General features: G+C 68.1%; 22 protein-coding genes. 4 read left to right on the forward strand and 18 right to left on the reverse strand.

Translation table 11 applies throughout. From position 1 onward, the window contains the following. The 10 genes from JMO03_RS05280 to grxD all read right to left on the reverse strand — a co-directional run bounded on the left by JMO03_RS05280 (nucleotide 1) and on the right by grxD (nucleotide 14,980). Nucleotides 1-5,379 (reverse strand): pilus assembly protein, encoded by a 5,379-nt coding sequence (locus JMO03_RS05280; protein WP_202841083.1) that lies wholly within the window; start codon nucleotides 5,377-5,379, stop codon nucleotides 1-3. A gap of 22 nt (nucleotides 5,380-5,401) precedes the next feature. After that, entirely contained in the window at nucleotides 5,402-5,866 is a 465-nt protein-coding gene (locus JMO03_RS05285; protein ID WP_238345918.1) for a pilus assembly PilX family protein, read from the reverse strand. An 8-nt stretch (nucleotides 5,867-5,874) separates the two neighbouring features. Further along, nucleotides 5,875-7,137, reverse strand: coding sequence for a PilW family protein (locus JMO03_RS05290; protein ID WP_202841085.1), 1,263 nt, complete (start codon nucleotides 7,135-7,137; stop codon nucleotides 5,875-5,877). Then, entirely contained in the window at nucleotides 7,134-7,613 is a 480-nt protein-coding gene (gene pilV / locus JMO03_RS05295) for a type IV pilus modification protein PilV (RefSeq protein ID WP_202841087.1), read from the reverse strand. The genes JMO03_RS05290 and pilV overlap by 4 nt, the downstream gene beginning before the upstream one ends. Then, nucleotides 7,610-8,152 (reverse strand): GspH/FimT family pseudopilin, encoded by a 543-nt coding sequence (locus JMO03_RS05300; RefSeq protein ID WP_202841289.1) that lies wholly within the window; start codon nucleotides 8,150-8,152, stop codon nucleotides 7,610-7,612. Before JMO03_RS05300 ends, pilV begins: the two co-directional genes overlap by 4 nt. Nucleotides 8,153-8,282: 130 nt before the next feature. Next, a complete protein-coding gene (gene ppnN, locus JMO03_RS05305) occupies nucleotides 8,283-9,677 on the reverse strand; it encodes a nucleotide 5'-monophosphate nucleosidase PpnN (RefSeq protein WP_202841089.1) in 1,395 nt (464 codons plus the stop codon). Between the two features lie 100 nt (nucleotides 9,678-9,777). Beyond that, nucleotides 9,778-13,098 carry a TonB-dependent receptor gene (locus JMO03_RS05310; RefSeq protein ID WP_202841091.1) on the reverse strand — a complete coding sequence of 1,107 codons (3,321 nt, stop codon included), beginning with the start codon at nucleotides 13,096-13,098 and terminating at the stop codon, nucleotides 9,778-9,780. A gap of 246 nt (nucleotides 13,099-13,344) precedes the next feature. Beyond that, a complete protein-coding gene (locus JMO03_RS05315; protein ID WP_202841093.1) occupies nucleotides 13,345-13,941 on the reverse strand; it encodes a YhgN family NAAT transporter in 597 nt (198 codons plus the stop codon). Beyond that, entirely contained in the window at nucleotides 13,938-14,663 is a 726-nt protein-coding gene (locus JMO03_RS05320) for an SDR family NAD(P)-dependent oxidoreductase (RefSeq protein ID WP_337926364.1), read from the reverse strand. The genes JMO03_RS05315 and JMO03_RS05320 overlap by 4 nt, the downstream gene beginning before the upstream one ends. After that, entirely contained in the window at nucleotides 14,660-14,980 is a 321-nt protein-coding gene (gene grxD, locus JMO03_RS05325; protein ID WP_202841095.1) for a Grx4 family monothiol glutaredoxin, read from the reverse strand. The genes JMO03_RS05320 and grxD overlap by 4 nt, the downstream gene beginning before the upstream one ends. Before the next feature lie 122 nt (nucleotides 14,981-15,102). Between grxD and JMO03_RS05330 the strand changes: the two genes are divergently transcribed. Beyond that, complete coding sequence (locus JMO03_RS05330) at nucleotides 15,103-15,690, forward strand: Fe-Mn family superoxide dismutase (protein WP_202841097.1); 588 nt, start codon at nucleotides 15,103-15,105, stop codon at nucleotides 15,688-15,690. Nucleotides 15,691-15,941: 251 nt separating this feature from the next. Here the strand turns inward: JMO03_RS05330 and JMO03_RS05335 are convergent, their stop codons facing one another. After that, nucleotides 15,942-17,087: a 5-(carboxyamino)imidazole ribonucleotide synthase gene (locus JMO03_RS05335; RefSeq protein WP_202841099.1), complete on the reverse strand. Its 1,146-nt coding sequence runs from the start codon at nucleotides 17,085-17,087 to the stop codon at nucleotides 15,942-15,944. Nucleotides 17,088-17,249: 162 nt separating this feature from the next. Further along, nucleotides 17,250-17,753, reverse strand: a complete 504-nt coding sequence (purE, locus tag JMO03_RS05340) for a 5-(carboxyamino)imidazole ribonucleotide mutase (protein WP_202841101.1) — start codon at nucleotides 17,751-17,753, stop codon at nucleotides 17,250-17,252. Between the two features lie 56 nt (nucleotides 17,754-17,809). Here purE and JMO03_RS05345 point away from each other — a divergent pair, with 56 nt between their 5' ends. The 3 genes from JMO03_RS05345 (at nucleotide 17,810) to JMO03_RS05355 (ending at nucleotide 19,597) form a co-directional block, all read left to right on the forward strand. Beyond that, nucleotides 17,810-18,079, forward strand: a complete 270-nt coding sequence (locus JMO03_RS05345; protein ID WP_202841103.1) for a Trm112 family protein — start codon at nucleotides 17,810-17,812, stop codon at nucleotides 18,077-18,079. A gap of 114 nt (nucleotides 18,080-18,193) precedes the next feature. Next, complete coding sequence (gene nadC, locus JMO03_RS05350; protein ID WP_202841110.1) at nucleotides 18,194-19,096, forward strand: carboxylating nicotinate-nucleotide diphosphorylase; 903 nt, start codon at nucleotides 18,194-18,196, stop codon at nucleotides 19,094-19,096. A gap of 165 nt (nucleotides 19,097-19,261) precedes the next feature. Continuing rightward, nucleotides 19,262-19,597 carry a DUF3301 domain-containing protein gene (locus tag JMO03_RS05355; protein ID WP_202841112.1) on the forward strand — a complete coding sequence of 112 codons (336 nt, stop codon included), beginning with the start codon at nucleotides 19,262-19,264 and terminating at the stop codon, nucleotides 19,595-19,597. 96 nt (nucleotides 19,598-19,693) lie between these two features. On the opposite strand, the gene JMO03_RS05360 is transcribed toward JMO03_RS05355, so the two are convergent. The 6 genes from JMO03_RS05360 to JMO03_RS05385 form a co-directional block, all read right to left on the reverse strand. Further along, nucleotides 19,694-20,122, reverse strand: coding sequence for a ClpXP protease specificity-enhancing factor (locus JMO03_RS05360; RefSeq protein WP_425491784.1), 429 nt, complete (start codon nucleotides 20,120-20,122; stop codon nucleotides 19,694-19,696). 97 nt (nucleotides 20,123-20,219) lie between these two features. Further along, a complete protein-coding gene (locus JMO03_RS05365; RefSeq protein ID WP_202841116.1) occupies nucleotides 20,220-20,855 on the reverse strand; it encodes a glutathione S-transferase N-terminal domain-containing protein in 636 nt (211 codons plus the stop codon). 150 nt (nucleotides 20,856-21,005) lie between these two features. Continuing rightward, the gene (locus JMO03_RS05370) at nucleotides 21,006-21,752 is read right to left on the reverse strand and encodes a cytochrome c1 (RefSeq protein WP_202841118.1); all 747 of its coding nucleotides are present in this window, start codon (nucleotides 21,750-21,752) and stop codon (nucleotides 21,006-21,008) included. After that, entirely contained in the window at nucleotides 21,745-23,004 is a 1,260-nt protein-coding gene (locus JMO03_RS05375; protein ID WP_202841120.1) for a cytochrome b, read from the reverse strand. Before JMO03_RS05375 ends, JMO03_RS05370 begins: the two co-directional genes overlap by 8 nt. Nucleotide 23,005: 1 nt before the next feature. Next, on the reverse strand, nucleotides 23,006-23,641 hold the full coding sequence (gene petA / locus JMO03_RS05380) for a ubiquinol-cytochrome c reductase iron-sulfur subunit (protein WP_202841122.1): 636 nt from the start codon (nucleotides 23,639-23,641) through the stop codon (nucleotides 23,006-23,008). A 306-nt stretch (nucleotides 23,642-23,947) separates the two neighbouring features. Beyond that, a complete protein-coding gene (locus tag JMO03_RS05385; protein WP_202841123.1) occupies nucleotides 23,948-24,916 on the reverse strand; it encodes a lytic transglycosylase domain-containing protein in 969 nt (322 codons plus the stop codon). Nucleotides 24,917-25,044 lie beyond the last annotated feature (128 nt).

Here is a 25,044-nt window from a genome sequence, read left to right on the forward strand (position 1 = left end):
TCACCTGAGCTGTCGCCACGATTGCCTGCCGCACGGACGGGGCAGCACGAAGGCGCCCGGATAGATCACCACCTGGCACTCCTCGAACGTGGGGCAATCCCCGCTGGCCTCGCACGCGGCGTCGTCGCCGATGAACTTGGTCGGGTTGATCGCAGCGACCGAAGTGCTGGTGATCGGCGCACCCGAGCCCTGGATTTCAACTGCGCCACACTCTGGCCCCACACACCCGGGCTCGTTCGCTCCTAGCGTCGTCACGTTGCTCAGTGCACCGGACCCCGACAGCAGATCCAGGGCATAGACGATGTTGGTCCCGCCCGGCTCGCAGCTGTCGCCCGTCGGCGAGAACGTCGTGAAGAACACCCGGCCACTCTGGATCCGCGGCGTGGCGATGAAACGCTCGCCCACGGGATCCAGATCGTCGCCTGCGGCATCGCCATCCGCGTTGTCGATGACCAGGTCCAGATACCAGCCGCGCTTGGCGTTGGGGCCGTAGTAGCTCACGCGATTGCGACTGATGTTACGCGTCGTCACGGCGACTTCCGCGGTGGCATCGTTGCTGTCATGGTCCACCATCGTGGTGGTCAGGCCCTGGATCCACTGGCGCTGCAGCATCGCATCCTTGTCGCCCGCATCCTCGATCGCGATCGGGGTTCCGTTGTCGAAGACCGCGTACAGGGACTGTACGTCGGGCGCCTGCGGGATCTCGTTGTCGCCCTCCACGAAGTAGCGGCCGGTGCCGAAGTACACCATCACACCCGCGCCAGGCCCCGCGGACACGCGCATGCCCCCGGTCACGGGCTGGCGTTCGCCATTGGACGCGATGGCCGTCACCAGCGGCGCTCCGCCCAGCGCCACGTTCCAGGCCCCGGCGGAAGCATTGCTCAGGTCGAATTTCCACACGTTGCCCTGGAGGTCGCCGCCATAGACGGTGTCGGCCTTGCCGTTGCCGTCGCGGTCGATCGCGGTGATCTGTCCCAGGCCGTTGAATGGATGGTTGGTGCGGGCGCACAGCAGCCCGGTCGCGTTGCAGATCCAGTTGGTCAGCGGATTGGCCGACGTCGTGGCGGGATCGCCATCGTTCGCCGTCAGCTTCGCGATCTGCGCGCCGGTGAAGGCATCCCGGATATACAGCGACGGATCGCTGGTGTTGCCGCCGTAGCCGTTGCCGAACAGCACGCCCCAGCGGTTGTTTTCGAGCGGCAGCAGCAGCGGGCGTCCATAGACGTTGCCGATGTCCTGGTCGACCGAGCTGTTGAGCTCCCACAGCACGTCGCCGTTGCCGAAGCCCGAAGGATTGCTCACGTCGAGCGCGAACACCGAGCGGCCGCCGCCGCCCATCGTGCCGACCAGCACCGTTTTCCAGTTGCCGCCTTGCTTGGCATCGGTCACCGTGACCTGGCCATCCACGTAGTAGCGATGTTCGTACAGCGAATCCGGAAGAGGCAGTTCGCCCATGCGGCGCAGCGATTCCTGGGGAATGAACGCGAACAGCTCGTCGCCCGCGCCGGATCCCGCGCAGGCCACCGTCGGGTTGCCGCTGCATGGCACCGTGTTGCCGTTGAAGGCGTGCAGCATGCCGTCGTTCGCACCCACGTACACGACGGTGGGACGCGATTGCTTGGCCACCAGATAGTCGTCGTAACCGTCGAACATACCGGCCGAGTAGCTGTCGTAGCCGAAGTCCGAACGCGGCGAGGCGATGATCGGCTCGGAATTGACGATGTCGCCCAGCACGGACGTGCGTGCGCGCAGGGTATTGCCGACGCCCGGGCGGCCCGCTTCGCGGGACTGGTCGCCGCGCAGGTAGTCGACGATGGCTTCGGCGGTGTACACCGCGCCATAGGCGTTCGGCAGGCTGGCGAGCGGACCGGTGATGCCCAGCCTCGCCAGCCGCGTCGCGTCATCGCCGCCGAGGTTGGCGTTGTTCCCGAGGAACTCGACGCCGTTGGCATTGGCGCCGGGCTGGATCACCGTGCGGATGTTGCGCGCACCGTGCGCCGGCAGGCGGGCCTGCGCGTTCCAGAGCTCCGCAGTGGCGAGGGTGCCGTCCCGGTTGACCGCGGTGGCGACCAGGTTGCCGGACCAGTCCTTGCCCTGGCGATCCCGCCGGAAACTCGGCAACAGGGTGAACGAACTGCTGCCCACGCGTGCGCCGCTCAGCGACTGGCTGCCCGAATCGATGCTGTAGTTGGCGATGTTGTCGAACGCCCGCGACATCTGCGCGCGTAGGTTCAGGGGGTTGGTGACCAGGAAGTAGTTGTCGGGATCGCCGTCGCCGTTGGCGTCCCACGCCGTCGGCGTGGGAGAGCCGTACTTGGCGGCGTACCACAGCGGGTCCTTGAGCTGGGTGCCGCCGCCACCCGCCACCCCGGGCGTGAAGGTCCGCGTTGCACTCAGGCCCAGGCCCTGGTTGCAGGGCGCCGTTCCCGTCGCGCCCACGCATCCGCCGGCCGAGACGCCCGCAGGCGTATTGAGCTCGTACACGGACGTGTTCTGCGCGCTGTCGCTGTCGCGCACCTCCAGGTAGATGCCGTCCTGGGTCGTACCCGAGATGACGTACCCGGCGTTCTGGTTCGCGCTGCCTGCCGCGTACTCCGACAGGAGGGTCACCGTGACTGTCGAGTCAGCATTGGCGACGACCTGGTAGCGCACGATCATGTCCATGTCGTGATCGTTGCCCTGCTCCACGTCCTCGTAGTTGATGCGGAACACCGCCCGGGGACGTCCCCCATTGAGGTTTGTATCCTGATCGCCGGCCGCGATCTGGGCGGGGAAGTTAGCGAAGCTCTCCACGTAGAAGTCGACGATGGTATTTGTCGGCTTGATCGCGTTGCCACCGAAGGTGCCGCTGACCGTCTTCGCGAAGGGCAGCAGGGTCACGGTCCGGCCGCTCACGGGGAACTCGATCTTCGGCAGGGGCGATGCCAGCGCCACCGAGTAGGTGTTGACGTTCTGCGGGCCGGTTGCGGCGTTGACGTCGGTGTTGCGGCCGAAGCGGGCGACGCTCGCGGAATAGTAGGTGCCCTGCTTGGTCGGCTCTTCCGGGGACAGGCCACGGATGTTGCCGAAGCTGCCGGCCGCCTTCGCGGTGGGCGCGCCATCGCTCGTGGACCCGACCACCTCGCCGATGAAGACGTTGCGTGCAGCGCCGAACTCGGTGGTCCAGATCGCCTGGCCCTGGTTCGCGGCGTTGAATGCGCTGATCGTCGCCGGCGTATCGTTGGTCGTGGTGATCGCGCCCGCGAACGCGCTGCCCGGCAGGTCGCCGTCGTAGCTGGGGTTGATGTCGCTGATGATCGTCTGATGCGGCCGCGCGCAGGACGGATAGGCCGTATGCGTGGTCACGCCGTTGACCACGGTATCCGCGTACGGATCCCGCCAGGCCGGAGCCGGCAGGCCCAGCCGCGTATCCTCGGCCGTGCCCTGGGTGCTGCCGCCGGTCGACGAGAAGCGCTGGGTGGCCGCCGCGGCGCCCGCGAAGTAACGCAGACCCTCGTACAGCATCTCGGCGATCGGGTTGCCCCACATGCGGCATTCGCCGTTGTTGACCACGCGCCCGCCCTGCGACACGCAGTTTCCGCCGACGCCATGCGCGGCGTTCGCCCAGTTCCAGTTGGTGTCGCTGTTGGTATTGTCAGTGACATTGTTGTTGTAACCGCCGCCGATCATCCTCAGCCGGTCGATACTGCGGACGATACCCTCGACATTGGTCCGGAACACGCCGGTGTCCGGATCGATCTCGCGGTTGAAGTCCTCGATGTTGCTGCGCAGGACGCCACCCTCGAGGTTGTTCCGCTGCGAGCCGGTGATCAGGCCGAAGAACATCTTCCGGGTCTCGCCGTAGTCGTGCAGGATGCCGGTGGGCTTGTAGATGGGGTTGGCCGCGGTCCCGTATGCCTTGCAGATGCCGTCGCGCAGCGCGGCATTGCCGGCGCCGCCGGGGCACGACTGCACGCGCACCAGATAGTCCTGACGACTGCCGGATGACGGACTCGTTGGCGTCAGGTCGTAGGTCGAGCGCGTGGTGTTCTGCATGAGCAGGCCGGACTGCGCCGTCCCGCTCACGGTTGTCCACGCGCCCGCTCCATTGCAGTTGGTGAGACTGCTGTTGTTGCAGGTCCGGAACTCGAGCAGGTAGCCCTCGCCGCCGGTCCCCTCTTCCTGCCGGAACTTGAACCGGTAGGTGGTATTGCCTGAAAGCTCCACCACGGCGGTCATTTCGTTGCCGTTGCACGCACCGAAGCCGCGGGCTCCGTAGCAGCCGGCTACGGCCACCTGGTTTCCATTGGTCTGGGTCAACCGGAAGTCGATGGCGTCATCGCCGTTGACGCGGAACTGGTAGCGTTGGGTGCCCCCCGTATTGCGCCGGATCTCCCCCTGAAAGATCGTCATGAATTCGTTCTGGTTCGCGTCGTGCGGATTGCAGTTGTTGCCGTTGCAGTTGATCGTGTTGATGGCGTCGGACCCGTACAGATTCGCCGCCACCGCGTAATTCGCCTCCAGCGTATCGAACTCGCCGCGACTGTTCGGGTGCCCGGGGAACGCCTGCGTCGAAGCAACGACACAGGTCGCGCGGGTATTGCTGCTGGTGAAGCAGGAGTTGCCCGCGACGGGGCCCTCGATCGACAGCCAGTTCCAGACCCGGTAGGGCGAGTTCTGCATCACCCGGAACATGGGCGCGGTGTAGTCGGGGAACGCCGCGCCGGTATCGGTCGTCGTCGTGACCGCGAACAGATGGTAGGTGCCCTGGGCCGGCGCCGACAACGGCGCGTAATTGCTGATGTCGTAGCCGTCGCGCGCCACGCTCTGGTATTCCTTGCCCCAGCTGTGCGCATCCTGCGGGAAGAAGGCCCCCTGCAACGTGGTGTCGGCATTGGTGTCGACGTGGCGCCAGCCCCCGTACAGCACGCGGCGCAGCGCGTCCATGCGCGACATGGTGAGGTAGTTGAGGAAGTCGCCGCTCCAGGCGCCGGAGCAGGTCTTGTTGGGCGCGGCCGAAACCGGCACGAATCGGTTGGTCTGCCAGCTGTAGCAGGCGTAGGAGTTGAAATAGCCGTAGTAATCGATCTTGTAGCGCGAACTGCCGTCGGTCGGCGGATCGGTCTTGAGGTCGTACCCACGATATCCGACGTCGAGGATGCCGTCGCCGTCGAGATCGGAAGCGTCGTTGTAGGCCTCGTAGTAGATCTTGTGGTCCTTGCCCATCACAAGCATGTTGAGCGGCGGCACCGCGTCCTCGATGTACAGCGGCACCTGCGCGACCACCGGCGGCGTGCCGGCGAAGTACACGGTATCGGAGTGGACGGTCGCGCTGCGGACCGCCAGCAGGGCGACCACCAGGCCGACGATCCCGACGCGGAGAATTGTGCTGTGGCTCATCATCTGATTCCTCGTGCCGTGCTCAGGGAATGAACACGGTGTCGATCACCGATTCCGACGAAGGGAACGCCGGACGATCCCTGCTGTAGGCGGTGACCTGGTAGATCTGGTCGGTGCGCTCGGCCTCGTCCGCCGGCATGTCCAGCGCGCCCCAGGAGAAGCACAGGTCCAGGCGCCGGACGAAGGGCGCCGCGCTGTCCCAGCCATGCACGTCGAACGCGCTGCAGTCGGTCGGGGGGAGGTTCGTCGTCGGATTGCCGCCGGCGTTGACTTGCTCTTCGAGCTCGTGCTCCTTCAGCCGCGCGACCGACTCGGCGTTCTGGAACGCCGCGTTGCCGGCCTGGTAGTTCGCCGACATCCGTTCCTGAAGGCCGGCGACCTGCATCGCGATCACGCCGATCAGCGCGAGCAGGATGAGCATGATCAGCGCGACATACAGGACGGCGCCCGATTGCCTGGCTCTGGAAAGGCTGGAGTAGTTCTTCATGGTCGGGCTCAGTTGCCGAACAGACGATTGCGAAGCGCGATCGTGTCTTCGTAGACGGCGCGGTAGCGGGTGTCGTTGGGCGGCACGAAGGCCACGCCCAGTGCCGAGAGGGGCGCGGCGTTCGCGTTACGCTGCTCCGCCGCCGCGGGTTCGGTGCTGCGCGCCAGCAGGCCGACCCTGACCAGGCCGACGCGGCGCCACGCGGTCTCGGGATCCCCCGCGGGCTCCACGCCGCTGGCCACCACGCTGCTGCCGATGTTGCCGGTGGGGATCTGGGTCGCGCCCGTATTGCTGTCCTGCCCGAACTCGAGCTGGAGCGATTCGATGCCCTCGACCAGTTCCTCCGGGAGCATCGCGGTCACCGCCCCGGCGCCCGGGGCCGCGGTGTAGCGCATGCGGTACAGCGCGGGATTGTCGTTGGCGTTGCGGCCGATGTAGTAAACCACGCTCTCGGCGCGGTACAGCATCGCCTGGCCGGTGGTGAACGGCGGGGTGGTGACGAAGCTCGATGCGTTCAGTCCACTGGTCCCCACGGTGATCGTCCCCGTGGTCAGGGGCGCGGTGGTGGCCTGGAACACGGCGGCCTGCATGCAGTCGGCGATCGCGAACAGGCCGGGGTTGGCCAGGCCTTCAGTCAGCCGCTCCGCCTGGTCCGCGTCGAACTCGATCCTGGCCGGATCGCCGGGAATGAAGTTCGTGACCTGGACGCCGGTCGGGGAGAAGAACCGAAGCACCAGCACGTCGCTGCCGGCAACAGGCTCGCCAGGATCGTTCGGCTCGGGAAATTGATCGAACAGTTCCGGGGGCATGTCTGTCCAGCCGGTCTGATCGGTCGCCTGCGGCGTGGCCGAAACTGTGAACGAGCCACCGCTTGCGGTTCCCACCGCCTCGTAACCGGTGATCGAGACATCGAACCGGAGCGCGTCCTCCACCGCGTCGTAGGCCACTGGACTGGCGAACAACTGTGCGTCGGTGAGGAAGGTGGAAATCAGCGCCGGGCGCGAAGCGGTCACGTTGGCCGGCAGGAATCGCGCTTGGTCGTTCACGCAACCCGCGTGCCCGGCCATGCGCAGGTCGCGCTGCAGGATGTCGATCGCGAAGCGGCCGTTCTCCTGCGTGCGCGCCAGTCCCGAGGACAGCATATACGCCGAGCGCGACGCGGCGAACACTTCCACCAGGGCCAGGATCAGCAGGGAGCCGATCGCCAGCGCGACCATCAGCTCGATGATGGAGAGGCCGGCCTCGCGGCGCGGTTGCGGGTGTGCGTTCATAGCGTCGTCTTCAGTTCGATCTTGCCCGCGCCGTCCAGGTCGGCCGTGTCGGCGGGGTCGGTCCAGTGCACGGTGACGGAAACCGTTGGGGCGTTGGTCACGTCGACATCCGCATACGCGTCGGGGCCCAGCGTCTCCTTCACCTCGCACTGCCAGCGCTCGATGTTCGCGGCGGCAGTCGCCGGGTTGTAGGTCGGACAGCCGCCGACGGCGCTGACCGTGTCGAAGTCGGACACGCCCATCGCATAGACCGCGAGTTGGCTCCGGTTGGTGCGCATGGTGTCGAGCAGTTCGCTGGCCAGGTTGACCGCCAGCGTGCGCTGCTGCGCGCTCTGGGTGTAGCGCAGGTTCAGGGTCTGCATCAGCGCCAGGCCGAGCAGGCCGAAGGCGAGCACCACCAGCGCGATCAGCACCTCGATCATCGAGAAGCCGGACTGGCGACCGGGCCGGCGCAGCGTGCGCACGCGACTCCTCATGGGCAGACCTCCCGGTGGTTGACCATCTGGCCGGAGGCGTTGATCTTCAGCGACCGCGCCATCTCCTGGCCCTCCGGACAGGTGTCCGGCTGCAGGTTGAAGTCGGCCGCAGCGCCGTTCATCGGGCGTCCCCGATAGTCGAAGCCGATCTCGTTCACCGCGCCCCCCGCCCCGTCCACGGCAGCCAGCACCATCCGCGGATGGGCATCCACGACGCGTACGATCGCGTCCTGCGCGGCGTCGAAACTTCCACGCGTGCCAGCCTCACCGTCGGACCAGACCAGCCAGCCCTTGTTCCAGTCGTCGCCGCAGGTCAGTCCATCCTCACTGGCACAGATGCCACCGCCGCGCGTGTTGCGGATCGCCTCCGACCTGGCCAGCGAGACGCTGCCCAGCAGTTCGTTGGTGGTCGTGGCCAGGCGATTCCGGCGCATCGAGTCCTCGAAGCTCGGAAACGCGACCGCCAGCAGGATCGCGACGATCGCGATCGCGACGAGCAGTTCGATCAGGCTGAAGCCCGCGCCCTTGTTGCGCTGCATGTCCCCTACCCGCTTTCACGGCTGATGGCCGACAGGGTACGGGGGCCGCGCCACGGGGCAACCGCGCGGTGGATGAACGGTAGGAGGGTCCGGACGAGCGTACCCGGCCCCGCACGGGGCCGGCCGGACCTCAGGCGGTCACCTGGTAGCAGGGCCGATACTCGCCCGAGATCTTCATCCGCCGCTGCTCGACGAAGGCGCGCAGGAGGGCGTCGAGGGCCTGCATGATGTCCTGGTCGCCGCGGATCTGGAACGGACCGAACTGCTCCACCCGGCGCATGCCGTCTTCCTTGACGTTGCCGGCGACGATCCCCGAGAACGCGCGCCGCAGGTCCGCGGCCAGGTCCTGCGGGCGGCGGCCGTGGCGCAGGTCGAGCGCAGCCATCGCCTCGTGCGTCGGCACGAACGGCTGCTGGTAGGGCAGCGGGATGTCCACACCCCAGTTGAAGTAGAACGAGTCCTTCTGCGCGATGCGGTGCTCGCGCACCTTGCGCACGCCCGCGGTCATCCGCTTCGCGACCTTTTCCGGGTCGGCGACGATGATCTCGTAGCGCGCGGCGGCAGCCTCGCCCAGGGTGAGGCGGATGAACTGGTCGATGCGTTCGAAGTACGGCGCCGACGGCGTCGGCCCGGTGAGGATGAAGGGGAACGGGAGGCTGGCGTTTTCCTCGCGCAACAGGATGCCGAGCAGGTAGAGGATCTCCTCGGCGGTGCCGACGCCGCCGGGGAACACGATGATGCCGTGGCCGAGCCGGACGAAGGCCTCCAGGCGCTTCTCGATGTCCGGCATGATCACCAGGTGGTTGACGATCGGGTTCGGCGATTCGGCCGCGATGATCCCCGGTTCGGTGATGCCGATGTAGCGTGTGCGCCGCCGCCGCTGCTTGGCGTGCGCAATGGTCGCGCCCTTCATCGGTCCCTTCATCGCGCCCGGGCCGCAGCCGGTGCAGATGTCGAGGCCGCGCAGGCCGAGCTGGTAACCGACGTCCTTGGTGTACTGGTACTCCTCGCGCCCGATCGAATGCCCACCCCAGCACACCACCAGGTTCGGCTCGACCGGCTGCAGGATGCGCGCGTTGCGCAGCAGGCCGAACACCAGGTCGGTCAGTGCCGGCGAGGTATCCAGGTCGGCCCCGGGTTCCGGCTCGAGCTCGATCGCGGTGTAGGCCAGGTCGCGCACCACCGCGAACAGCAGTTCGGCGACGCCGCGGATGATCTCGCCGTCGACGAAGGCCATCGCCGGGGCGTTGATCAGGTCGATGCGCACGCCGCGGTCCTGCTGCAGGACCTGGATGTCGAACGAGGGATACAGCTCCTGCGCCGCGCGCGGGTCGTCCGAGGCGCTGCCGCTGGTCAGCACCGCCAGCGCGCAGCGGCGCAGCAGGTCGTGCATGCCGCCGGCGGACGCGTCCTTGAGCCGCGCGACCTCGTCGCGCGAGAGGATGTCCAGCCCGCCCTTGGGATAGATCCGGGCACTCACCACCGGCAGCGCCGTCGTCGCCGTCTCGCTCTTGTGGTTCTTCATTCGCGGCCTCTCGTTCGGGACGAGACTGTAGCGCAAGCTGCTGCGGAAACGGAAACGGCCGGGTTTCCCCGGCCGTTTCCTGTTCCGGCACGATGCGTGCTCAGAACTTGTAGCGGAAGCCCACCTGCACCTGCCAGCGGGACACGCCCTTGGTCTGGTCCTGGTTGTCGTACAGATCCACGCCACCGACGGTGTTTGCGGAAGTCTCCGGTGCATTGACGAAGTTGTAGATGTAACGACCGGTCGCCGGATCGATGCCACGGAACTGTGCGACATTCCGGCGCAGCGGGAAGCCCACTTCGTACACCTGCCCCCAGTCCTTGTTGACCAGGTTGCCGATGTTGATGATGTCGAGCCAGATCTCCGACTTGTGGCCGCTGAAGAAGCCCGGGAGCTCCTGGCTGAAGCGCACGTCGAAGGTGTTGACCCATTTCGAGGTGGCGCTGTTGCGCGACGCCACGCCACCGGCATAGCGCTGCAGGTCCGGATTGTCGGCCAGCCAGTCGAAGAACGCCTGCTCCATCGCCGCGCCGCCGGTGAAGATCACGTCGCCCGGGCCGGACGGCACGTAGAACAGGTCATTGGTGTAGCCGTCGCCGTTCGCGTCGTTGGAAAACCCCCAGCTGTACGGCTTGCCGCTCCGGCCCTCGTAGAACACCGACGCGGTCGTTTCGTAATCGCCGAAGAACGCGCGCTGCCAGGTCAGCGCACCGGTGAACCGGTCGCGGATCTCGTAGTTCGAGCGCGCGTCGATCTCCTCGTTCGGATCCCGGATCATGCGGCCGTTCCAGTTCGAGATGGCTCGCGAGCTGGTGAGCGGGCTGACCTCGGTGGAATTGGTGTAGGTGTAACCGAGCATCCACGACCAGTCGTCGACCCGCGGCTTGGTCAGGCTCACGGTCAGCTGCTCCGAGCCGCCCTTGTCGGTGTTGCGCAGCAGGATCACGCCGTCGCCACCCCAGCCCAGTACGCTCTCGTAACCTGCCGGCATCTGGCCGGCGGCACGCAGCGCGTTGATCTCGGCATTCTGGTTGGCGCGGATGCCCGAGCCGGCGGCCAGGTTGCTCCAGTACAGTTCGCGACCGTCCTGGGCGCTGATGGCCGTCGGCGCGCCCAGGTCGAGGCGCTCGTAGTGCAGAGCGTCGTTGACACGGGTCACCAGCAATTCCGCGGACGCCACGAGGCCATACCAGGGCAGCTCGTGATCGAACGCGAGGTTCGCCTTCCACACCGAAGGCTGCTTGAATCCCGGCTCCATCAGGTTGACCGTCTGGTTGTAGCCGCGGTCGCGCACCGGCTGGTCGTCGGGGTCCGGGGAGAACGGATAGGCCGCGAGCAGCGCCTCCATGGCGGCACGGTCGCTGGACTGGTTGAAGTTGACCGCGTACTCGACCAGGTTGATGCCGGCGTTGGCGAACGAATTGCCGATCCACACGTTGGCGGCCGCGCCCTGGAACAGGCCGAGGCCGCCACGCAGCTGGGTGGGGCGATCGGTGTCGAAGGTGTAGTTGAAGCCGAAGCGCGGCTGCCAGAGCTTCTCGCCGTCGGGCGTGTAGGCGTTGTCGTAGCCGTAGACGCGCTGCACCAGCGCGTTGTGCGGCGGAGCGCTGTCCAGGCCGATGCGGTCGACGCGCAGACCGGCCATCAGGGTCAGGTTGTAGTTCACCGCCCAGCGGTCCTGGACGAACAGGCCCATGTTGTCCTGGGCATAGGCGGCAGCGATGCTGTCGAGCGGGGCACCGGGCTGGGGAGCGAAGCGGTTGTAGGACCAGTAGCGCCCGGCCTCGAAGGAATTGGCGCAGTCGGCCGCCAGCACGCAAACGAAGTTGTAGCTGCCGAACTGGGACTGGCCGAACAGGTTGTAGATCTCGTTGTCTTCGTAGTCGAAGCCGAACTTGATCTCATGGTCGCCGGCGTACCAGGTCGCTGCGCCGAACAGGTTGAGCGTGTCGGTCTCGAGCGTGTTGTAGTGGCTGAAGCTGTCGGTTCCGAAATTCAGGAACGGCGAGGAAGGCGCGCCGCTCGAAGGATTCGGCGCGCCGAAGCCGATCCCGATCGACGGCAGTCGGGAGAACGGATTGCGCACCGAGGAGTAATCGCGCTGCGACACCTTGAATTCGGTGGACAGGTTGTCGGTCCAGTCGCTGAACAGCTGGGCGGTGACGGTCTCGATCGTCTTGTCGGTGACGCTCCAGTTGGTGCTGAGGGAGCGGGCGGTGTTGCTGAAGCCGTACAGGAACACGTCCGACTGCTCGACGTTGCTGTAACGCAACGACGCGCGATGGCTGTCGTTGATGTTCCAGTCGAGCTTGACCGCGTACTCTTCCAGCTCGGACTTCAGATTGTCGGGCGCGTTGTAGGTCCCGGCGTCGAAGCCCCAGACGTCGCGCGCGATGCGGATCACGTCGTCCATCTCGGTCGTGTCGATCGCCGAGGCCGCCGAACTCACGGTCGCGCCCGGCGCCGTGCGGGTGAACTTCTCGTAGTTGGCGAAGAAGAACAGACGATCCTTGACGATCGGGCCGCCGAAGGTCGCGCCGTAGGTTTCCTCGTCGATGAAGCCCGCGAACGGACCCGGGCGCGAGCCGTAGGCCTCGCCATCGTCGTCACGAACCCAGTCCTGGTCGCGGAAGGTGTAATAGGCGCTGCCCGAGAAGTTGTTGGTACCCGAGCGGGTGACGGCGTTGATCACCGCACCGGTGGCGGCGGCGATCGACGTGTCGTAGTCGGCGAGCGCGATGTTGATCTCCTCGATCGCGTCGATCGACACCGGCTGGCGCATGGTCGGGGAGTTGTTCGACTCCAGGCCGAAGGTGTCCGACGAGGCGACACCGTCCACGCGGATCGCATTGAAGCGCGAGTTCTGGCCGCCTGCGGAGATCTCGCCGCGTCCCTTGCTGGTCTGGGAGATGCGCGGGTCGAGGCGGATGTAGTCCTGGATGTCGCGGCCGGCGGACGGAAGGGCCTCGATCGACGAACGGTCGACGTTGCTGCCGGTCCCCATCTTGTTCGCGCTGAACACGTCCGATCCGGCGACGCCCACCGCGGTCACGGTACCCAGGGTGGTCATGTCGCCGGTGAGCGCGGCATTGACCGTGTTGACCTGGTTGAGGTTGAGGTAGACGTTGTCCTCGGTGCGAGTCCCCGCGCCCGACTTGGTCACGGTGATCTCGTACGGGCCGCCCACGCGCAGGCCGCGCGCGTTGTAGCGGCCGCTCGCATCGGTGGTGGCGCGGCTGACCGTGCCCGACTCGACGTGGGTGATGACGACTTCGGCGCCCGCGACCGGCTGGCCGCTGTTGTCGGTGACGAGTCCGCCGACGCCCGCGGACGTGCTCTGGGCGAAGACGGGCGCCGCGGCGAGCGCGGCGATCAGACCGATCGACAGTTTCGACAGTCGGACGCGGTTGCGGTGGGTCATGGTGGAGGGCCTCGATGCAGTGGTCGTGTGATGGCGGAACCGATGCGACTCGCCGCCGGGGGCGGCCCCCTGCCCGGCGCGACGGCGGGCACGAGTCACATTGGTTAACTTCAGATTAACACGTTAACGGTTGCACATGACAGCAAAAAGACAGCCGTCAAATTCGCGGAAGTGCTTGACGTGGCTGGATTTAATGGTGGGTCGAGATAGCTTCGCTAAGTAGTTGTTGCTGCAACGCAACACATGTCAGGCGCCCATCTGCTCCAGGTAACCGGCGATGCCGTCCAGCAGCATCTGGACCGAAATCGCGACCAGCAGCATGCCCATCAGGCGTTCGATCGCGGTCAGTGCGCGGGCCCCCAGCAGGCGGTAGAGCGAGGTCGCCGAGAACAGGATCGCGGCGGTCGCCGCCCACGCCAGGAACAGGGCCAGGCTCCAGTCGAGCAGGCGGTCGGGCTCCTTGCTGCCCATCAGCATCACCGCAGCCATGCCCGACGGGCCCGCGACCAGCGGGATCGCAAGCGGCACGATGAAGGGCTCGCCGTCCGGGATCTCGCCCATCAGCCCTTCCGGCGGCGGGAAGATCATGCGGATGCCGATCAGGAACAGCACGATCCCGCCGGCGATCGCCACCGATTCCTGGCGCAGGTGCATCACTTCGAGCGCGTACTTGCCGGCCCACAGGAACAGCATCAGCACGACCAGCGCGATCAGCAGCTCGCGGGCCAGCACGATCCGCTGCCGCCGGGGCTCGAGCCGTCGCAGCATGCTCAGGAAGACCGGGATGTTGCCGAGCGGATCGAGGATCAGGAACAGCAGCAGGGCCGCGGACAGGATGGTCACGACGCGATCCCGTCCGGCGCGGCGGGTACGAGCAGCTCGACACAGGCCTGCGCGAACGCGGCGGGATCGCGCGCCAGCCGGTCGCCGTCGACGGCGTAGGCGCGCGCGCGCAGCGGCGTGCGCATCGGTCCGGGCCGCAACGCGTGCACGCGCAGCGACGTCGACGCGGTTTCCGCAGCCAGCATCGCCACCAGCGCCTCCAGTCCCTGCTGGGCGATGCCGTACCCGCCCCAGTAGGCCGGCGCGGCTTGTGGCGCGGCGTCGATCACGAACACTAGGCTGCCGTCGCCGGATGCGCGCAACAGCGGCAGGCAGGCCTGGGTGAGCCACCAGCGCGCAGTGAGGTCGACATGCAGACTGCGCGCGAACGCGGCCGGATCGGTATGCTCCAGCGGCGTCAGGCCGCGGAAATCGGCGGCGCAGTGCACCAGCCCGTCGAGGCGGGCGAAGCGCTCGCCGACGCGGGCGGCGAGTTCGGCGAAGTCGTCGGGGGTGGCGCCTTCAAGGTCGAGTGGATACAGCGATGCCTCGCTGCCGGCTTCCTCGATCGCGTCCGCCACCCGCTCCAGCTTGCGCGCGCTGCGCCCCAGCAGCACCGGCGTCGCGCCTGCGCGCGCACAGGCGAGCGCAACCGCGCGGCCGTAGCCGCCATGCGCCCCGGTCACCAGCACCACCCGTCCGGCCAGGGGCCGGTCGTCGTTCCCCACCGCCGCCGCACTCACGCCTTCTGCACTTCCGCGATCATCCGCGCCAGTTCGCCGCTCTCGTGCAGTTCGAGGGTGATATCGCAGCCACCGATCAGCTCGCCGTGGACGAACAGCTGTGGGAACGTCGGCCAGTTCGAGAACCGCGGCAGGTTGGCGCGGATCTCGGGATCCTCCAGCACGTTCACCGTGTGGATGCCCGAGGCGCCCGCCGCCTTCAGGACCTCGACCGTGCGACTGGAAAAGCCGCACATCGGGAACTGCGGCGTGCCCTTCATGAACAGCACCACGGGATGGTTCTCGACTTCGGCCTTGATGCGTTCCAGTACCGCCATGAACAGGCTCCTGCGCCGCGGCCACGCCGGCACCGGCCGGCGCCGCCACCGCGAAAACGGGTTTTGCGTATTGTATGCCGCGCACCGCCCGACTTCCGCCCGCACGCCTTCCCGGACCCGCCATGCCGTTCGAAATCAGCCCCCTGCCCTGCGACCCGCAGTCCTTCGCGCCGCAGTTCTCGGTGGAGGCGGTCGACCAGCACCGGCGCCGGCAGCAGGCGCAGCTCGACGCGATCAACGCCGTCCTCGGCGACGAGGCGGACGCCGGCGACCTGCGCCTCGACGCACTGGCACGCCGCGCGCGCGGCGCGCTGGCGGCGCACGCGGCGCAGGCCTGGTCCGACGGGTTCTACTGGGAGGCCCTGCGCGCGCCTCAGCCCGAAGGCGCGAACGAACCCGGCGGGCCGTTGGCTGCGGCGATCGCAGCCGCGTTCGGCGACACCAGGCGCTTGCGCGAACGCTTCAACGAGGCCGCCCTGGGGCTGTCGGGGCCCGGCTGGACGTGGCTGGTGCAGCGTGGCGACGGGCGCATGGCGATCCTCGCGACGCCGCATTCGGTCGCGCCGCTGACCGGAACCGACACGCCCCTGCTCGCCTGCTGCCTGTGGCCGCACGCCTACGCCCACGACTACGGCGATTCGCGCGAACGCTACCTCGCGGCGTTCTGGCAACTCGTCGACTGGGACAAGGTCGCTTCGCGGCTGCGGTAGCCCTCGAGCGGGGTCGCGGCTTGCGCGGCGGGCGTCCGTCGCGCGGAAGCCTTCATCGTCACGGCGTTGGCGCCGTCGTCCGTGGAGACGCGACGCGTCCGACACAGAGCCGTGGACCTCTGGACGAATGCCCTTTCGCGCGGAAGCGGCAAATCCAGGATGCTAGCCGGACCGGACTGCCGGCCTCGCCGATGCGAGGCGCTTGCCAATGCGGTCGGAACGACACTCCGCGGAGTTCTTACGGAGTTTCCCTAGCGCGAACGAATCGCCGCAATGACGGGCGCCACCTGATCCCCCCGCTGCAGCGCCGACCCGACGTGACCCAGCATCGTCGCCAGTTCCGCCGCGTCGTCGGCACGCAGCGTGGCATGGCCGACCTTGCGGCCCGCGCGCGGCGACTTGCCGTAGTCGTGCCAGTGGCCACCGGGCGCGCGCAGCACCGGCCCAGCATCGGGCATCGCGCCGATCCAGTTGAGCATGCAGGCATGACCGAGCATGCGGGTCTCGCCCAGCGGCAGTCCGAGCACGGCGCGCAGGTGGTTCTCGAACTGCGAGGTTTCCGCGCCCTCGATCGTCCAGTGCCCGGAGTTGTGCACGCGCGGCGCGAGTTCGTTGGCCAGCAGCACGCCGTCGCGGCAGAACAGTTCCAGCGCGAACACGCCGGTGTAGTCCAGCCGTTCGGCCAGCGCGCGCGCGTAGGCAGTCGCCTGCTCCGCCAGCACCGGCGGACAGGCGGCAGGGGCGAGGCTCGCGGACAGCACGCCGTCGACGTGCCAATTCTCGGTCAGCGGCCAGCTGCGGAATTCGCCGTCGCGACCGCGCACCGCGACCACGCTCAGTTCGCGATCGAACGCCACGAACCCCTCGAGGATCAGGCCGACGCTCGCCACCTGGCCGCCGAGCGCGTCCCACGCGGCGCCGATGTCGGCCGGCGACTTGATCCGGAACTGGCCCTTGCCGTCGTAGCCCAGGCGACGCGTCTTGAGGATGCAGGGCGTGCCCACCCGCGCCACCGCGTCCTCGAGCGCGGCGCGCGTCGGCACGTCGACGAAGTCGGGCACGGGGATGCCGAGTTCGCGGAACAGCGTCTTTTCGGCAAGACGGTCCTGGGCGACCGCGAGCGCACCTGGACTGGGAAACACCGGAATGCGCTGCGCCAGCCACTCGGCGCTCTCGGCGGGCACGTTCTCGAAGTCGAAGGTCGCCACGTCCACCCTGGACGCGAATTCGGCCAGCGCCGTCTCGTCGCGGTAATCGCCCACCAGCAGCGGCGCGCACTGGCCGGCGCAGGCGTCGGCGACGGTGTCCATCACCAGCAGGCGCAGGCCCAGCGGCGCGCCTGCCAGCGCGAGCATGCGCGCGAGCTGGCCTCCGCCCAGTATTCCGACCGTGGTCATGGCGATGATCGTTCCTGCAAGCCGCCGTTCACACGATGCGATGCCTGCCGGCCACCGACTCCCCCATTCCCCGTGCGAGAGGAACGTGGAGCGCAATGCGCAGAGGGAAACAGGCAGGTGTCCCGCGCGTGCCTGTCGAGGCCGACCGTCGTCATCGCGCGATCACCTGCGCGGATCGTCGCTGCCGGCGACGTCTTCGGTCTGGCGCTGGCGGAACTCGGCCAGCGCTTCGGCAATGTCCGGATGGTCCGCTGCAAGCATCGCCGCGGCGAACAGCGCCGCATTGGTCGCGCCGGCCTGGCCGATCGCGAAGGTCGCCACCGGGATGCCGCCGGGCATCTGCACGATCGACAGCAGCGAATCCAGGCCGTTCAACGCGCGGCTCTGCACCGGCACGCCCAGCACCGGCACCGTGGTCTTCGCCGCGAGCATCCCGGGAAGGTGCGCCGCGCCGCCGGCGCCGGCGATGATCGCGCGCAGGCCGCGCCGCTTCGCGCTTGCGGCATAGTCGAAGAGCACGTCGGGCGTGCGATGCGCCGACACCACCCGCACCTCGTGCGCGATCCCGAACGCTTCGAGCTTCTGCGCGGCGTGCTGCATCGTGTCCCAGTCGGATCGCGAGCCCATCACGACGCCGACCAGCGGGCTTTCAGGAGTGGCGGACATGGCTGTTCCCGTGCCTAAAGACGTATTCTAGCGGTTCGCCCCCCGGTGTTCCCGCCATGGACCGCAAGCTACTCGACCTCCTCGTGTGCCCCGCGAGCCGGCAACCGCTGGCTCTGCTCGGCAAGGCCGGCCTCGCCGCGCTCAATGCCGCCGCGGCCGCGGGAACCCTGCGCCGCGTCGACGACACGCCGGAGCCCGGACCCCTGCGCGAGGCACTGGTCACACACGACCACCGACTCGTCTATCGCATCGACGACGGCATCCCGGTGCTGCTGGTGGAGGAAGGCATCCCGACCGGCCAGGTCGCGGATTTCCCGAGAAGCTAGGGCCCGTTGCCTGGCAGATGCAGCGCGGCACGTGCGCCTTGGCGCGTGCCGGGCGCCGACACCCCGTTGTCGTGCCGAAGCCAGGCACACCGCCTTACGGAGACACGAATCGCCATGTCCGGATCCGACCCTGCGACCAGCCTCCGCTTCGCCCCGCCGCCGGCCGGGGTCGTCGCCGCGGACGTCGCGCGCGCGCTCGCCGAGGACCTCGGCGACGGCGACGCCACCGCGGCCCTGCTCCCGGACGTCGCCGACAGCGCCTACCTGCTGTGCAAGGAACACGCGGTGATCTGCGGCCGCCCCTGGTTCGATGCCTGCCATCGCGAGCTCGACCCCGGGGTCCGCATCGACTGGCGCGTGGCCGAGGGCGACCGCGTCGAAAGCGGCACCGTGCTCGCCACGCTGCAGGGCCGAGCCCGGGCGCTGGTCAGCGCCGAGCGCGCGTCGCTGAATTTCCTGCAGACCCTGAGCGGCACGGCGACCAGCGTCGCCACGCACGTCGACGCGGTGCGCGGCACGCGGGCGCGGATCCTCGACACCCGCAAGACGCTTCCCGGCCTGCGGATCGCGCAGAAGTACGCGGTGCGCGTGGGTGGCGGCGTCAACCACCGGATCGGCCTGTTCGATGCGGTGATGCTGAAGGAGAACCACGTGCGCGCCTTCGGCTCGGTCGCCGCGGCGATCCGCGCCGCGCGCGCGGCGCAGCCGACGCTGCCGCTGATCGTCGAGGTCGAGACCCTGGCCCAACTCCGCGAGGCCCTGGCCGAGGGTTGCGACCGCATCCTGATCGACGATTTCGACGCGGCGACGCGGCGCGAGGCCGTGCGCATCGCTCACGCCGCGCCGTTCGCGGGGAGGATCCCGCTGGAGGTCTCGGGCGGCGTGGATCTCGACGGCCTGCGCGCCATCGCCGCGGACGGCGTGGACTGCATCTCGATCGGCGCGTTGACCAAGCATGTCCGCGCGATCGACCTCTCGCTCAAGCTCGGCCCACCGCCGGACACGGCGTCGGACTGAGCCGCGCGCCCGGATCTTCCGCGGACGATGCGCGATCGAGGCGCTCGCCGTCAGCTCACGCAGGCAAATGCCCGAACCGGGTCAGCGACTTCCCTGCCCGCGCAGCGGCGCCTCCGATCGACACGCCCGATTGCAAACCGCTGCAATCGGCATCACATTCGCGTCATGGCCGACTTCCCCGTCCTGATCTTCCTGATGATCGCCGGCGCCGCTGCGTACGCGTGGTGGAACGCGTCGCGCGCCGCGGCCGAACGGGCGGCCGCCGTCGGCCGTCACGCCTGCCAGGCGGCGGGCGTGATCTGGCTGGACCAGAGCGTGCACGCCAGCGGACTGCGCCTGCGCCGCCGCGCCGACGGCCGGCTGGGACTGGAGCGCAGCTTCCGCTTCGAGTACTCCGAGGACGGCGTGCAGCGGCACGTCGGCCGTCTGGTGCTGCACGGGGAAGAACTGGTGCGGTTCAGCGGACCCGCGCGCGCGGCGCAGGCGGTGGTGCTGCACTGACCCGTCCTTGCGAAGGGGACGGCGCGTTGGCAGCCGTCGACGCACGAGGATGTCTGGGCAATCCTCCTCGCGCGCGATCGTGCCCGCGCGAGGCGCCTACTTGATCACCCGCAGATGCGCCCCGCGCCGGGGGGCGTTGTCGTCGCCGGGCGTCTCGTCGGGCGGCGTCGGTTCGTCGTCGGGGTGGGTGGGGCCGGCTTCCTCGGGCAGGGCCATGCCCTGTCCGGTCTCGCGCGCATAGATCGCGAGCACCGCGGACACCGGCACCACCACCGGGTGGCTGACGCCGCCGAAGCGCGCGGTGAAGCGCACCGCTTCGTTGTCCAGCTCGAGCTTGGCGACGGCGCGGTCGGCGATGTTGAGTACGACCCGCCCTTCCTTCACCGTATGCGCGGGCACGCGCACGCCCGGCGATTGCGCGTCCACCAGGATATGCGGCGTCATCCCGTTGTCGGAGATCCACTCGTACAGCGCCCGCAACAGGTACGGACGATGGCTGGTCATGGCGGGCGGGGTATCGGGCATCGCAGGACTACGGCACGTGACGGGATCGGGCGGATCGAGAGTCAGAGTGCGGATTCCGCGGGCGGAAACCGCACTCCGGCCCGGGTTTCCGCCGCGATCAGTCCGGCATCTCGCGCAGGTTCTTCTCCTGCGGCGTCAGGCTGCGGGCGAAGCCGGGGTTGCGGAAGATGCGGTTGCCGTAGTCCTCGATCACCTTCCCGTCCTTCGGCAGGGGCACGTCGAGCGCAGGCAGGCGCCAGATGATCGGTGCCATCGCGCAGTCGGCCAGGCTCATCTCGGGGTTGAGGAAGAACTTGCTGGCCTTGAACAGCGGGATCGAGGCGGTCAGCAGTTCCTTCAGCCGCTTGCGGCCGGCATCGGCCTGTTGCCTGCCGCCGAACTGGATGGCCTGCACCTGCGGCACCCAGTCGTGCTCGATGCGCAGCATCGCCAGGCGCAGGCGCGCGCGCGACAGCGGGTCGACCGGCATCAATGGCGGATGCGGGTAGCGCTCGTCGAGGTACTCGCTGACCACGCTGGCGGCGTACAGCACCTGGTCGCGCTCGACCAGGGTCGGCACCGAGTGGTAGGGATTGAGGTCGATCAGATCCGGCGGCGGATTCTGCGGATCGACCGGCACCATGTCGTAGGTGACGCCCTTCGCGGCGAGCACCAGCCGCACGCGGTGGCACAGAACGTCGTCGACGGACGAAAACAGGGTCATTGCATTGCGCATACGTGGACTCGCAGCCATCAACGGCCTTCTCCCGCGACCGGAATCCGCCGATCGCACGGTGCCGGCCACCCATCGCAGCCGGTCACCCCGGTTTCGCGTCCCCAGATGAAGCCACCGGCGGCGCGATCCGCCTCGTCCAGGCCGCGCGCATCCGGTGCCCTCGCCGAACTAATGCACGTCCCTCCAGTATTCGTTCTTGAGCAGCCACGCGAGCAGCGTCAGGAACGACAGGAACAGGATCACCCACACGCCGATGCCCTGGCGCTTGAGCGCAGCGGGCTCGCCTGCGTACTCGAGGAAGGCGGTGAGGTCGCGCACGGTCTGGTCGAACTCGGCCGCGCTCTGCGTGCCGGGGGTCGACACTTCCAGATGCTCGACCAGCGTGTCGCCCGTCGCCGGGTCGGATTCGCCGAACACCGCGTGCTGCAGGCCCTGCTGCTTCCACAGCGGGTTGGGCATGGAGGCATTCGGGAACAAGGTGTTGTTCCAGCCGAGCGGGCGCGTGTCGTCGAGGTAGAACGACTTCATGTAGGTGTAGACCCAGTCGCTGCCGCGCACGCGGGTGATCAGGCTCAGGTCCGGCGGCACCTGCCCGAACCATTTCGCCGCCTGCTCGGCCGGCATCGACGAGACGATGTGCTCGCCGAACTTGGCGCCGGTGAGGTTGAGGTGGTTCATCACCTCGTCCTCGGTCAGGCCCAGGTCGTCGGCCATGCGCGAGTAGCGCAGGTATTTCAGCGAGTGGCAGCCGGCGCAGTAGTTCATGTAGAGCTGCGCGCCGCGCTGCAGGGATGCGCGGTCGTTCAGGTCGGTGCCGGCCTGTTGCAGGTCGCCGCCACCCGCGGCCAGCGCGGCGAACGACAGCAGCAACCCGCCGGCGACTGCGGCGATGCGGGCCATGAATGTCTTAGTCATGCGTCGTCACCCGATCCGGCACCGGCTTGGTCTTGTCCCAACTCGTCCACAGCGGCATCGTCAGGAAGAACAGGAAGTAGAAGGCGGTCAGGAACCGGCCGACGATCGTCTCGACCGGATCGGTGCCGGGGCCGGCGCCGATCTTGCCGAGCCAGATGAAGCTGATCGCGAACAGGCCCAGCAGCACCTTCGACAGCAGGCCGCGGTAGCGGTAGGACTTGACCCTGGCGCGATCCAGCCACGGCAGCAGGAACAGGATCACGATCGCGCCGAACATCACCAGCACGCCCGAGAGCTTGTGCGGGACCACGCGCAGCATCGCGTAGTAGGGCGTGTAGTACCACACCGGCTTGATGTGCGCGGGCGTCACCAGGCGGTTGGCCTCGGTGAAGTTGTCGTGCTCGAGGAACCAGCCGCCGAACGCCGGCGCGAAGAAGATGATGAACGCACCGATGATCAGGAAGAAGCAGACGTAGAAGCCGTCCTTGACCGTGTAGTACGGGTGGAACGGGATGCCGTCGGCCGGGGCGTTGGCCGACCAGCGGTTGCCCTTCGGTCCCTTCTTGATCTCCACGCCGTCGGGGTTGTTCGAACCCACCTCGTGCAGCGCGCCCAGGTGCAGCACCACCAGCAGCAGCAGCACCAGCGGCAGCGCGATCACGTGCAGAGCGAAGAAGCGATTGAGCGTCGCGTCGCTGGGCAGGTAGTCGCCCATGATCCACTCGGTCAGGCCGTTGCCGATCACCGGGATCGCGCCGAACAGCGAGATGATCACCTTCGCGCCCCAGAACGACATCTGCCCCCACGGCAGCACGTAGCCCAGGAACGCCTCGGCCATCAGCACCAGGTAGATCAGCATGCCGAGGATCCACACCAGCTCGCGCGGCTTCTGGTAGCTGCCGTACATCAGGCCGCGGAACATGTGGATGTAGACGACGATGAAAAACAGCGAGGCGCCGGTGCTGTGCATGTAGCGGATCAGCCAGCCCCACTCCACGTCGCGCATGATGTATTCGACCGAGGCGAAGGCTTCCTCCGCGCTCGGCTTGAAGTGCATCGTCAGGAAGATGCCGGTCAGGATCTGGTTGACCAGCACCACGATCGACAGCACGCCGAAGATGTACCAGATGTTGAAGTTCTTCGGAGCGTAGTACTCCGACATGTGCTTGCGGTAGAAGGGCATGAAACCCGGCGCACGCGCGGTGAACCAGTCCCAGGCGCCGTTGACGCCGCGTTCGATCACGTTGGCCATGTCACGCCGCTCCCGGGTCGACGCCGACGACGATGGTGCCGTCGTCCGCGAAATGGTGCGGCGGAACCACCAGGTTGGTCGGCGCCGGGACGCCCTGGTAGACGCGGCCCGCCATGTCGAACTTCGACTTGTGGCAGGGGCAGAAGTAGCCGCCCTTCCAGTTCGGATCGAACGGCTCGGGGCGGATTTCGGCGACCATTTCCGGAGAGCAGCCCAGGTGCGTGCACAGGCCTACCAGCACGGAGATTTCCGGCCTGAACGAGCGCAGCTGCGGGCTTTCCTGCTGGATGTAGGCGGGCTGCTGGTCGGCGTTCTCGGAGTTGGGGTCGCGCAGTTCACTTTCGAGTGTCGGCAACGCCGCGAGGATGGCCGCCGAGCGCTTGACGATCCAGATCGGCTGGCCACGCCATTCCACCATCAGGCGCTGGCCGTCCTGCAGGGCGCTGATGTCCACCGTCACCGGCGCACCCGCGAGCTGCGCGCGGGCACTCGGGTTCCAGGACTTGATGAACGGGATGGCCGCGAACCCGGCCCCCACCGCGCCGACCGCCACGGTCGTGGCGGTCAGGAACCGACGTCGGCCCTTGTGATCGGGTTCCCCGCGCTCGTCGGGGTCGAATACCGCTTCGTTGGCCATCCGGCTCTCCGCGAAACTTTCGGTAGCTGATTGATGTGGCTGCCGCGTACCGCCCCGTCCCCGGAGACAGCCGCAAATAACGCCGAAGTGTAACGGAACGCTGAATCCGGCGACAACGTCTGCACTCTCCGGACCGAAGTTTCCTGCGCCGGATCAGGCAGTTATCGTGGCGCGCGCAGACCGGTCGGCATGGGCGCGAAGCGCCGCGGGGCCGGGCGATGCCAGCCGGTGCCTGAAACCGGAGCCGGTTGATCGATGGGGCAGGCCGAATGCCGCGCAACGCGCGGGCGCTGCGTCCGCCTCGCCTCAGTTCGCGGCGAGATGGCCGCGATAGCGCTCGGCCAGCTGGCCGACGCGGACCACGTAGCGCTGGGTCTCGCCGTAGGGCGGAACACCCTTGTGGCGATCCACCGCGCCCTCGCCCGCGTTGTAGCCGGCCGCGGCCAGGGTCAGGTCGCCGTTGAAACGCTTGAGCAGCCAGGCCAGGTACTCGACGCCGCCGCGGATGTTCTGCGCCGGGTCGTAGGCGTTGACCACGCCGAAGCGCTGGGCGGTGGCGGGCATCAGCTGCATCAGGCCCTGGGCGCCGGCGCGCGAGAGCGCGTTGGGGTTGAAGGCCGACTCGGCATGCATGATCGCGCGGACGATCGCCTCCTCGACGCCGAACTCGGCCGCTGCCGCCTTGACTTCGGCGGCGTACGACGCCGTGTTCAGGCGCACGTTGCCGAAATTCACGCCCGGCAGCGGTGCGCAGGCGTAGCAGGTCTCGAAGAAACTGTAGTTGATCGTCCGCACCGCGCTGGCGCCCGGGCCCTTGGGCCGCTGGCTGGTGTAGTGGCGGACGCCATCCTTCACGTAGGAATAGACCTGTCCCTGCTGCAGGCGTCGCGAGGGCTGCGCCGGTGCGACCGAGGCGACCGCCACCGGCGCTGCAGGGCCGGCCGCGGCGATCGCCGGCGTGGCGGTCGAACCCGCGCCGCCCATGAAGGTCGCGGGCGGGTTGTTGTGGATCGTCGCCGGGGAGCCGGCCACCGCGTTGCCGGGCGATGCGCTGCCGGCAGCCGGCAACCATGGCGCGGGCTTCGGGGCGCGGGCGGACGGCGCGCTGCGATAGTTGCTGACCGCGACGCACCTGGCGCCCTTGACCTGCTTGCTGACGTAGCTGCGCGAGCCGTCTTCGCCATCGCAGCGGTAGATGGTGCCCGCCCACGCGGGCGCGGCCGGCGCCACGAGCGCCAGCCCCAAGACCGCGAAGAGTCCCCACCCCCCTTTCATGTGCCCAGTGTCCACCCTTACCGCCCGCCTGCCAAGTCCTTGATTGTTAAACGGCGCACGGTTCTGGAACCGGACGCGCAAACCGGCGACCGGGCCTACACTATCTGCTTCGTGATCCCGGCCTCGCG

Origin of the sequence: Luteimonas saliphila (assembly GCF_016774335.1) — a bacterium.
Lineage (GTDB): Bacteria > Pseudomonadota > Gammaproteobacteria > Xanthomonadales > Xanthomonadaceae > Luteimonas > Luteimonas saliphila.